The following is a 6,978-nucleotide window of genomic DNA, read 5'->3' as shown; positions in this document are numbered from 1 at the left end:
AGAGAAGTTTTTCAGAGCTTGTTTTGCCCATTTCGGAGTTAAATTTGGGTTTTTCGATCCATTTTTGTTGAGCGTCAATAAAATTGAAGGTTGTGAAATGGTTAAACTAAAATCGAGTTTTTAGAGGGGACTCAATATTATAAAATAATTAAATTCTCTATATCTAATTGCATTTGAAAGTTTAAATCAGGATAAGATTGTACATTACAAACAGTGATATTATTTATATTTATCGACTGATTATTGACAATTTTTGTATCAATGGCAAATATATTTATTCCTATACTAAAAGAAATAAAGCAGTTAATAAACTTAATAAGTTATCATTCCTATTGACGTCTTATTCACCTGTACTATATAAAATATCATAAATCAATATTGACAAAAGTTAAATTTGCTAATGTAGTCAAGGAATAAATAATTGAATTATATTCACTATTTATTCAATTTCGGCAGCATGTTTATCTGGAATATTTTTCAATTAATTCTATTCAAACTGAGGAGATTTGAAGGCAGCTATTTTAGACAGCATAAAATAATTGGTAATTTTATTTAATTTACTCTTACAGACCAAAAAAGCCCCGAAAATTTTCGGGGCTTTATAGTTGTCCAACTAGGACTATTTCATCTTGACCTGTCCTGTGAAATTCCGAAGGACTATTTCATCAGGATCATTTTCCTGGTTTCGTTATATCTCGAAGTGTGCAGTTTGTAGAAATAAACTCCGCTGGCCTGATCTTCCGCATTCCAGTTGAAAATGTGATTTCCAGCCGAATATGTTTTCTGTACAATCTTCTGTCCGCTCACGTTATAAATTGTCAATTTTCCTGTTTCGTTTTCTTCGATGCTGAACTTGATAGTTGTAGTTGGATTGAAGGGATTCGGGAAATTATTTGAAAGCTCTGTGATCTGCGGAAGATTGCCGTTTCCACCTGGTTCAAACAGCAGAGAAATTGGGCCGAACATTTCCAGTTCACCGCTGTAACTTACACTTTGCAGCCAATACCAGTAAGTTCCAGCAGTTGTAATTGGATGATCATCGATAAAGCTGTAATCTGTTGGAATGCTGGTAGTTCCCATGCCGGGAATCATGTCACCGTTTAGAAGAAGATAATTATTGTTGTCCATACCTGTTTCTTCTTCGCTGCGATAGATGTTCCAGCCCATATTCTCCAGTTCAGATTCGGTAGTCCAGTAAAGTTCGGGTGTTCCATTTTGAATGGTGGCAGAGAATGATGAGAGGGTGACGGGAAGAGATTGGTCGTCACCATTTGATCCTGGAGAGCCTAAATCTCCAGTAGTACCAACATATGAAGGTTGACGTAAAGTTGCTGTCGTCCAATTTGATCCAGTATTATTATCTGTATTTGAGTTTCCAGTGAATACCATTGAAGCTCCTGTAGGATCTGGCCAATTAGTTCCACCATCATATTCTACTCGGTCAACTTCTGTTAATCCATCCATCAATATTATTTCATCATCACTATTTGAAAGGGTAATTCCTGTGTATTCGTAATCACAGGTATAATTACCATTTGTTAGGGAGTTTGAATCATTTCCTAAAACAAGGAAATCACCAGGATCAATATTTAAAGTTCCCCCATTATCAATTACATGATTATCAGAGCCATTATCTGAAATTGTCCATCCATCAATGTTGACTGTTGTAGAACCGGCATTATAAATTTCAAACCATTCACCGTTATCATCTAAAACACCATCCGGATTTTGCATGATTTCAGAAATAATGATATCCGGTAACTCTTCAGTAACACTTCCACTACATGTGACTGTTTTGTTATCGGCATCTGTCGAAGAAGCAGTAATATCTTCATTATTGTAATCAGCAATACTCAATCCAGCTTTTAATCGAACGTAAATTGTTGTTTCTGCAACTGTTCCTTCACTCTGATTAAGTGTAATTGGATTAGTATCTACAAAAGAACCACCCGAACCTGTTGAGATTTCGTAATTTGTAGGTGGTGTAATATTGATATTAGCAGTAAGATTTGTACCTTGTGCAGTAAAAGATTGTTCTGTTGATGGTCCGTTACCTATTTCATAAGTAAATCCAATAAGTGTTGAAGTACTTAATGATATGGTTGGATCTGTACTTACGTAAGCTGTCCAAGTTAAATCGTCCATTATTATTCTATCGCCATTACCGGGTGTTTCAATTGTTACGACTATGCTACCGGCAATGTCAATATTAGAAATAGAATTGGTTTGCTCTGTAGCATCATAAGGAATTGTTCCAACTGTTGAACCATTAACTTTAACTGTTAAATTACCTGTACCACCAGTAAACGCTCTTTGGGTAGTTAAAGTTAAATCACCTATACCACCAGAAACATTTGGCGATGTTAATACTCCATTTCTAATACAAATAGCTAGACCGGTTATAGATTGATCGGCTCTTGAATCTGTAGCATTCCAGGTTCCACCATCATCTCCTGTCCATTCTCTTGTTGAATAACTAGTGCTACTTGAAGTAGGGACATTTGTGAATGATTCACTAATAGGACTTGTCTGCCCCCAAACCAAACTAAAACTAAAAACTAACAAAACTAAAAAAACAACTGTTTTCTTCATACTTTTTCCTCCATATTTTTTTTTAAAATATTTTACACTTTTATTGTTCAGAAATTATAAACACTCTATTTTCGCGAAAACGCAATAATCTTTACAACAGCCATTTTTTCCATTAATTGCTTTCGATTAATCAATATTCATTCCTAAATTCTTTATTTTTCAATTTGTTGTCAAATGAATTTTACAGAAAAATAATTTACTTCTTGTAGCATATCCGATGGAATAAAAAATGCATTCAGATAAAGAAAAAAAATAAGATAATAATTGGAGGATAGATGAAAAAAATCATCATTTTGATCGGGATTTTACTGATCATTTCAATATTGAGTGCAAATAATCTGATTGTGAAAACACTTCCCAACGGAATGCAGGTAGCAGTAAAAGAAAATCGCATAAATGAATCCGTTGGATTTTACTGCTTTGTAAAAACCGGAGCTGTGAATGAAGGAAAATATCTGGGTGCAGGAATTTCGCATTACCTGGAGCATATTGTATCAGGTGGAGCTACAAAATATCACACGGAAGATGAATATCAGCAAATGGGAAAGGAGATGGGAAGTTTGGTGAACGCCTACACTACAGATGTTATGACCGCTTTTCACATCGAAGTTTCCAAAGATTATCAGGATATGGCTCTGGAAAATATTTCCGAACAGCTCACCAGTTGTGTTTGCGATTCTTTTGAAGTAGCACGAGAAAAAGAAGTAATTCTAAAAGAAATCGTAATGCGCTCTTCCCCACCGCGTTCCAAAATGTATCAGCGTAATAATGAACTTGTCTACACCCGCTCCAATCGGAGTTTTCCGGTGATCGGCTATACCAATCTTTTCAGGAAGATCACGCGTGATGGTTTGGAAGATTATTATAAACAGAGATATGCACCCAATAATATGATCTTTGTAGCTGTGGGAGATTTTGCAGCGGAAGAAATGCTGCAGAAAATAGAAACTGCGTTTCAGAATTTTGAAAGAAGACAGATGCAGCCGGTTAATCTTCCTGCCGAAAATGTTCGTAATGGATCGATCGAATATGTAGAGGAATTTGAAGTAGAGCAGGCTACTACATTTATCACATATATTTTGCCCGCTGCCTATTATGCAGATACTCCAGCTTTGGAAACTGCTTTTGATATTCTGTTTGATAAAAGAAAATCACCTATCAAATACAAACTAATCGAAGAACTGAATCTGGTAAATTACATTTATGGTTACGTAAGCGGATCGGCCAATGAACCGGAAGGCAGCATCAATATCGTATTTGAAGCCAAAGATCCTGCTAAAGTTAATGAGATCGTTCAGATCATCGACGATGAAATAAAAAAATATAGTATAAGTGGATTTGAACAAAATCAGATCCAAACGATCATCAATACAAAAAAAGCTGAACGGCTGCTTACTAACCCAAGTATTGGCAGAGATGCAAATGTAATCGGCTGGTCATTACTGCGTTATGGAATAGCAGATTATTATCCAGTAGAAATGGCTATCCTGGAAAAAATGTCACCTGAAGAATTGAGTAAAGCTCTTTTAGACCATGTTGTTCCCAAAAACAGAGTAGTATTTCATGCTGTTCCCAAAGGAACGAAAGCACTATTGGAAAATCAGCAACAAAGAATCGTTGTGAAAACAGATATAGAAAAGATCGAATTGAAAAAAGACCTGACTTTACTTTATCGAAAAAACACAGAAAAACCATTTATTCAGGGAATTATAAATCTGCCGATCTGTAGCAGATATGAATCTCTGGAGAACGTGGGAACACTTTCTTTTATGATCGGCCTGATGTTATCCGGCTCCAAAAAATACGATTCGCTCGAAATTACAGAATGGTTTGAAGATCATGCTGTTGATTTCGATGTTTCGGTTCGACAAAACAGCACTTTCATTGAGTTCAAATGCCTTAAAGATGATTATCCAGAATTGCAGAAGATAATGATCGATGCTTTCCAGAATCCCAGCTTTTCCAAACAGGAAATAGCTTTAGCTCAAGAAAATGCCGATGCCAATTATAAGAGATCTTTAAGCAATCCTTATAAATGGCATAACGAATTTGTAAGCAGCGAACTATATGGAAATACGATTTTTGGTGCTACTTCCGAACAGGAACTAAATAATATTTTATCTTTTAAGCGCAAAGATCTAAAAGAAATGCATGAACGTTATTTCTTAGTTGAGAATGCTCTTATCACTTTAACTGGAGATCTGGAAAAAGATGAAGCTGAAAAATATGCCAGAGAGTTATTCAAAAACATTCCAAATGGTAAGATCGATTTTGAAAAGAAAATGCTCATAGTTCCTGATATTGACAAAACTTTTGTAAATCAATACAATTTTGAGCAGGTAAATATTGCTATCAATTCTATTGCTCCTTCACAAGATGATGCTGATGCCATTACAATGCGCGTGATTAACCTGATACTAAATGGATCGCGTGGCAGGATCCATAAAGCTGTGCGGGGAACGAATGACTTGGCATATTATGGTTATGCCAGCTATGGTTACAATAGAGATCATGGTTTTTTGAGACTTAACAGCCAAACTTCAATAGATCGAAAAGATGAACTGGTAGATGTTCTATTAGGTGAATTGGACAAATTGAAAAATGAGCCTGTAAGTATGGAAGAGATCAACAGCGCTATCGAAGAAAATGAAAAAACAATGAAGACTTACATGAACGACAATCGTCTTCCCTACTACGCAACTTATTACGAAGCAAAAGGATTGGGTTTTGATTATCCGGCAACCAGTACAAAGGTTTTGAAACAGGTAACACCTGACGATATTATGAGAGTAGCAAAAAAGTATTTCCAAAATACTGCGATCTTTGTTTCAGAACCATCTGAAAATGTGGAACTGATAGTAAAATAATGCTGGCAAACTTCAGTTTTAAATTCGATTCTCCGATCGTTTGTACAGCGATTCATAATGGTCATAAAGTTTCCGAAGCAGTCAGGAATAACCTGGCTGTTTCGGAAGATATTCAACTTTACGAGGAAGATCCATTCACAGATGATTTTACAAAGATCTGTAATAATCGAATAATCACAAAAACCAGTCGTTTCGAAGTTGACTTGAACAGAAATGCAGATCGCTGCGTTTACATCGAACCCAAAGATTCCTGGGGCATAAAAGTTCGAAAGCAGAAACCTTCTGCACAAATTATAGAAGAATCTAAACGCAAGTATTTCGAATTTTACCGTGAAACTGAAAAATATTTCAGAAAAATGGAAGATAAGTTCGGACGCTTTTTCGTATGGGATATTCATTCCTACAACCATCACAGAAATGGAGCTGATGCGCCTTTTGATGATCCTGAAACAAATCAGGATATTATGCTGGGAATCAGCAATATGAATCCAAAATGGTTTGGTTTGGTTCAGAAGATCAAAGTGATTTTCGAGAATTATGATTTTTTTGGCAGAAGACTGACTGTTACTACTCAGGGCAAGTTTCCCGGAGGTAATTTCCCACGTTGGATTCATAATACTTTCCCCAAATCTGCCTGCTGTATTGCGCTTGAATTTAAAAAGATCTTCATGGATGAATGGACAGGAAAACTTTTTGTAGAAAAGCAGGAAAAGCTCATTAAAATGCTGGATTCTGTGAGTGAGCTGATCGAGCAAGAATTGGCAAAACAGAAATAAGCAAAGGTAAAAAAATGATCTATTCAAAAACCATCGATTCACCTATCGGGAAATTAGGTTTATATGCAGATAAAAATTATCTGCTGCGAATCACTTTTTGCGAAGCTGATGAATTTGATCGATCAAATACAATTCTGGATGAAACAGAAACACAAGTACAAGAATATTTCCTAGGAAAAAGAAAGCAGTTCGATCTTCCACTTAAATTAGAGGGAACGGATTTTCAGAAACAGGTTTGGACTGAACTGAAGAAAATTGCCTTTGGAACAAAAATTTCTTATCAGGAATTGGCTTCTCGAGTTGGCAGCATAAAAAAGGCTCGAGCAGTTGGCACAGCAAATCATTACAATCCCATTCCTATCATTATTCCGTGTCATCGAGTTGTGCGCAAAAATGGTGAACTTGGTGGTTTTGCCGGTGGTTTGGATGTGAAACGATTTTTATTGGATTTGGAAAGTTCTAATGTCCTGAAGTCCGATCAAGCCTGAACTCCAGTCCCAAAAAAAAATACCGTCATATTGAGGTGTCTTATAGCTTCTCATTCGAAATATCTCGTGAATATTCTTGCAGCTTCACTTCTTGTGAGAAAAATGAGATTCTTCCAACCTGTGCCGGCGTAGTTCATCGAAGCCGCAAGAACAAGGTGCATGAGACGTCAGAATGACTGAAGTGTATTCGTCTTACTGAGTATTTCAGCAAGCTTTGTATCTCGTTCACTTTTGAACGAGGAAATCTTAAACATA

At 36.1% G+C, this 6,978-nt stretch carries 4 protein-coding genes; 3 read left to right on the top strand and 1 reads right to left on the bottom strand.

Features of this window, described 5'->3' with window-relative positions:
* Positions 1-657: 657 nt before the first annotated feature.
* Complete coding sequence (locus tag K9N40_12725) at positions 658-2,592, bottom strand: lamin tail domain-containing protein (GenBank protein MCF7815331.1); 1,935 nt, start codon at positions 2,590-2,592, stop codon at positions 658-660.
* 275 nt (positions 2,593-2,867) lie between these two features.
* On the opposite strand from K9N40_12725, the gene K9N40_12720 reads away from it, so the two are divergent.
* From K9N40_12720 to K9N40_12710, 3 genes are read left to right on the top strand one after another with little or no spacing between them, the layout of a single operon-like run.
* Complete coding sequence (locus tag K9N40_12720; GenBank protein ID MCF7815330.1) at positions 2,868-5,459, top strand: insulinase family protein; 2,592 nt, start codon at positions 2,868-2,870, stop codon at positions 5,457-5,459.
* Complete coding sequence (locus K9N40_12715; GenBank protein MCF7815329.1) at positions 5,459-6,235, top strand: N-formylglutamate amidohydrolase; 777 nt, start codon at positions 5,459-5,461, stop codon at positions 6,233-6,235. Before K9N40_12720 ends, K9N40_12715 begins: the two co-directional genes overlap by 1 nt.
* Positions 6,236-6,249: 14 nt before the next feature.
* Entirely contained in the window at positions 6,250-6,723 is a 474-nt protein-coding gene (locus K9N40_12710; GenBank protein ID MCF7815328.1) for a methylated-DNA--[protein]-cysteine S-methyltransferase, read from the top strand.
* Positions 6,724-6,978 lie beyond the last annotated feature (255 nt).

It is taken from the genome of Candidatus Cloacimonadota bacterium (genome assembly GCA_021734245.1).
Classification (GTDB): domain Bacteria; phylum Cloacimonadota; class Cloacimonadia; order Cloacimonadales; family TCS61; genus B137-G9.
This window is presented reverse-complemented; position numbering and strand designations above follow the sequence as displayed.